The organism is Bacillus haikouensis (assembly GCF_013179555.1).
Lineage (GTDB): Bacteria > Bacillota > Bacilli > Bacillales > Bacillaceae_B > Rossellomorea > Rossellomorea haikouensis_A.
The window spans coordinates 1-4391 of record NZ_JABMCR010000309.1 but is presented as its reverse complement, the minus strand read 5'-3'; the positions used below and the strand labels follow the sequence as shown (position 1 = coordinate 4391).

The following is a 4391-nucleotide window of genomic DNA, read 5'->3' as shown; positions in this document are numbered from 1 at the left end:
AATCGGAGGAGGGCCGGCAGGTCTTTCCTCAGCCAGGGAATTAGCGAGACTTGGTTATGAAGTGACCATTTATGAAGCGGCAAAAGAAGCAGGAGGTCTGAACACTTATGGCATTGTTTCTTTCCGGCTTCCTCAGAGCATTTCATTTTGGGAAGTGGATCAGGTCAGGAACATGAACGTTAAGATACGTACTAACACCAAGGTAGGTGAGGATATTTCTGCGGAAGAAGTACTCGACAGCCATGATTATGTCATTCTGGCTGCAGGCATGGCCCATGTACCCCCGTTGAATATCGAAGGGGAGCACCTTGATGGTGTTCATGATGCCATTGAATTTGTGAAATCTACAAAAAGCGGTGATATATCCAAAGAGTATGTAGGGAAAAAAGTAGTTGTAATCGGTGCAGGTAATACTGCCATTGATGGTGCCACTTGTTCTGTTCGATTAGGGGCAGAAAATGTGAAAATACTATACCGCCGCACAATGGAAGAAATGACTGCCTATGATTTCGAATATGAATTTGCTAAGCAGGATGGGGTGGAATTTCGCTGGCTGACTGCTCCTAAGAGAATCATAGGGAACGAGGACGGCAGGGTTATAGGAATAGAATGCTTCAAAATGAAGCTGGGTGAACCTGGAGATGATGGAAGGCGGCGACCTGTACCTGTGGAAGGTTCTGAATTCATCCTGCCTGTTGATGCCGTAATTAAAGCAATAGGTCAAACAAGGCATCGCACCTTAATCGATCAATTTCAATTAGAACATAGGGACGGAGTTGTTCAAGTTGACAGGGAAACCCTTCAAACGTCCAATCCGAAGGTGTTGGCATGTGGAGATGTGATCTTCGGTAAAGGAATTGGAGAAGCAATGGTCGTGACAGCCGCTGAACAGGGGAAGCAGGCTGCATACCACCTTCATAGACAACTGACGTCACTTCAAATGAATTAAGATTTGTTAGAGGGGGGAAACACATGGCAGATTTAAATATTGATTTAGCAGGAATAAAATCTCCTAATCCATTTTGGCTGGCATCCGCGCCGCCAACCAATTCCGGTTATCAGGTACAGAGAGCGTTTGAAGCGGGGTGGGGAGGGGCAGTCTGGAAAACATTAGGTGAGCCGATCATCAACGTATCATCCAGGTTTGCTGCCGTAAGCTATAATGGCCAGCGAGTGGCTGGCTTTAATAACATCGAGCTGATAACGGATCGACCATTGGAAGTGAATCTAAAGGAAATCTATGAAACTAAGAAGCGTTTTCCCAATCATGCAATCATTGCTTCATTAATGGTGGAACCAAAGCAGGAGAAATGGCATGAGATTGTCAAAAAGGTTGAAGACGTAGGTGTCGACGGTTTGGAACTTAATTTCGGCTGCCCGCATGGAATGGCTGAAAGGGGAATGGGTGCTGCATCTGGTCAAGTACCTGAATTAGTAGAAAAACAGACGTATTGGACGAAAGAAGTGGCAAAGACACCTGTAATCGTAAAATTGACTCCGAATATAACGGATATCACCGTGACAGCAGAATCAGCCGTGAAAGGAGGAGCAGACGCGGTCAGTATGATTAATACGATCAATAGTCTGGCAGGGGTCGATATCGATTCCTGGAACACCATCCCCCATGTTGCGGGAAAAGGTGCACATGGAGGCTATTGCGGACCGGCAGTCAAACCCATAGCTTTGAATATGGTGGCAGAATGTGCCCGTAACCCCCGGATTAATGTTCCGATATCAGGCATGGGGGGAGTATCGAACTGGCAGGACGCAGTAGAATACATGCTTATGGGTGCATCGGGTGTTCAGGTTTGTACAGCTGCAATGCATCACGGTTTCAGAATTGTTGAAGATATGCTGGACGGTCTGAACAATTACCTGGATCAGAAAGGTATCGCTTCTGTTCAGGACTTGGTCGGTAAATCAGTTCCGAGATATTCTGACTGGGGGAACTTAGACCTTAACTACAGCGTGGTGGCGAAAATAAACACTGATGTATGCATCAATTGCAATAAATGCCATATAGCTTGTGAGGATACTTCTCATCAATGCATTGATATGCTTAAAGATCCAGATGGCAATAGCTACCTGAAAGTTCGTGAAGAGGATTGTGTGGGGTGTAATTTATGTTCTATCGTCTGTCCGGTAGATGGAGCGATAGATATGATTGAGGTTCCGAGCGGGCATATGCCGATGACATGGAATGAACGGCAGGCTGCAGTCGGTAAACTGTCACAATGTGAAATTGATACAGTGAAATAAATCAGGAGGGTGAAGAATGAAAAAAGTAATCCAGAACGGAACAATTGTTACAGCAGCTGATACTTATAAAGCGGACATACTCATTGAAGATGGAAAAATATGCAGTATAGGAAAGGACTTTGATATCAGTGATGCAGAAGTCATCAATGCAGACGGAAAGTATATATTTCCGGGAGGGATAGATCCGCATACACATCTTGAAATGCCATTCGGCGGCACTGTTTCAAAGGACGACTTCGAAACAGGGACGATAGCTGCCGCATTTGGAGGAACCACCACCCTGATCGATTTTTGTTTAACTAATAAGGGAGAGCCTCTCCAAAATGCGATTGATACTTGGCATGCAAAATCCAAGGACAAGGCGGTGATCGATTACAGTTTTCATTTAATGATTGGAGAAATCAATCAAGAAGTGTTAAGTCAGCTTCCTGAAGTTATCGAAAATGAAGGTATAACTTCGTTTAAAGTCTTTATGGCATATAAAAATGTGTTCCAGGCTGATGATGAAACACTTTTTCGAACTTTGATCGCAGCCAAGAAACTTGGTGCCCTCGTCATGGTGCATGCCGAAAATGGTGATGTCATTGAATATTTGACCGAGCAGGCATTGGCTGAAGGTAAAACGGATCCAATATACCATGCATTGACCCGACCTCCCGAACTTGAAGGAGAAGCAACAGGAAGGGCTGCGAAGCTGACGGGTCTTGCTGATTCTCAGTTATACGTGGTCCATGTTTCCTGCCAAGAGGCTGTGAAACAAATAGCCGAAGCCAGAAGCAAGGGACTTAATGTCTGGGGGGAAACCTGTCCTCAGTATTTGGTCCTTGATCAATCTTATTTGGAACGTCCAAACTTTGAAGGTGCCAAGTACGTATGGTCACCTCCGCTTCGTGAAAAGTGGAACCAGGAAGTATTATGGAATGCCCTGAAAAGCGGAGAACTCCAGACACTGGGTTCCGATCAATGTTCATTTGATTTTAAAGGACAGAAAGATCTTGGTCTGGAAGACTTCACCAAAATCCCGAATGGCGGACCGATCATTGAGGACCGTGTATCCATATTATTCTCAGAAGGAGTTGAAAAGGGCAGAATTACCTTAAATCAGTTTGTCGATATTATGTCTACACGAAGTGCCAAGCTCTTTGGGCTATATCCTCAAAAAGGAACCATTGCGGCAGGTTCGGATGCAGATATTGTCATTTTTGATCCAAATGCAGAAAGAATCATTTCCGCAGAGAGTCACCATATGGCAGCAGACTATAACCCTTTTGAAGGTATGAAGATCAAAGGGGAACCTGTATCCGTATTGTCAAGAGGGGAATACGTCATTAAAGATAAGCAATTCGCAGGCAAATTGGGGAATGGGAAATATGTCAAGAGAGCGAGATACGGAAAACATCTTTTACGAGAAGAGAGCGAATCCTTACAACCTTCTAAATCCTGATCACATTCGACTTATGGAAATTTCTTCATTATAGAACAGCTCCTGTATGCAGAGTAGAAGCTATCTTCTACTCTCATGCCTCTCTTTGTTAAAGTTTGGTTTTGCCATTTGCAACAAACAAAAAGGAGTGTTCATGTTGAAAACAAGCTATTTAAAGTCACCTGATCTATTACCAATTAAAGAAAGTGAAAGAAAAATAACGAAATCCGGTTATTCTTTTATGTGGATAGGGATGGTGGTTGTTCTTGCTACCTTTGCTATCGGTGGGTCCGGTGTTATGTCATTACCGCTTCCACTTGTCCTGCTGGCAACCCTGATCGGTTCTTTGGCAATCGGCTTATTCATTACCTTGACAGGTGATATAGGGGTTGAACACGGATTGTCTTTTCCGGTTTATATGAGGGCTCCTTTCGGGACATTGGGAACACATATTCCATCGGTTGTCCGAGGTGTTGCCGCTTCCATGTGGTTTGGTATTAACACGTATTTCGGAGCCACAGCTATGAATGGCATCTTAAATATACTTTATGGTTTTGATAATTGGTTTATATGTTTCATCATATTTGCCCTTCTTCAATTAGTTAACACGGCCTTAGGGATAAAGGCGGTAGAGCGGTTTGCCGACCTTGCAGCTCCTGTGATTATCATCATATCAGTATGGATGTATTCTTCCCTGTCTGACTCGGCA

At 44.1% G+C, this 4391-nt stretch carries 4 protein-coding genes; all 4 read left to right on the top strand.

Annotated elements, in window-relative coordinates:
- Positions 1 to 949 (top strand): FAD-dependent oxidoreductase (locus HP456_RS20370; RefSeq protein ID WP_172254513.1); only part of this gene is annotated, 949 nt, incomplete at its 5' end.
- Between the two features lie 23 nt (positions 950 to 972).
- The gene (preA, locus tag HP456_RS20365) at positions 973 to 2259 is read left to right on the top strand and encodes an NAD-dependent dihydropyrimidine dehydrogenase subunit PreA (RefSeq protein WP_172254511.1); all 1287 of its coding nucleotides are present in this window, start codon (positions 973 to 975) and stop codon (positions 2257 to 2259) included.
- Positions 2260 to 2275: 16 nt separating this feature from the next.
- A complete protein-coding gene (hydA, locus tag HP456_RS20360) occupies positions 2276 to 3703 on the top strand; it encodes a dihydropyrimidinase (protein WP_172254509.1) in 1428 nt (475 codons plus the stop codon).
- A gap of 133 nt (positions 3704 to 3836) precedes the next feature.
- The coding region (locus HP456_RS20355; protein WP_172254507.1) for a cytosine permease at positions 3837 to 4391 on the top strand (555 nt) is incomplete at its 3' end.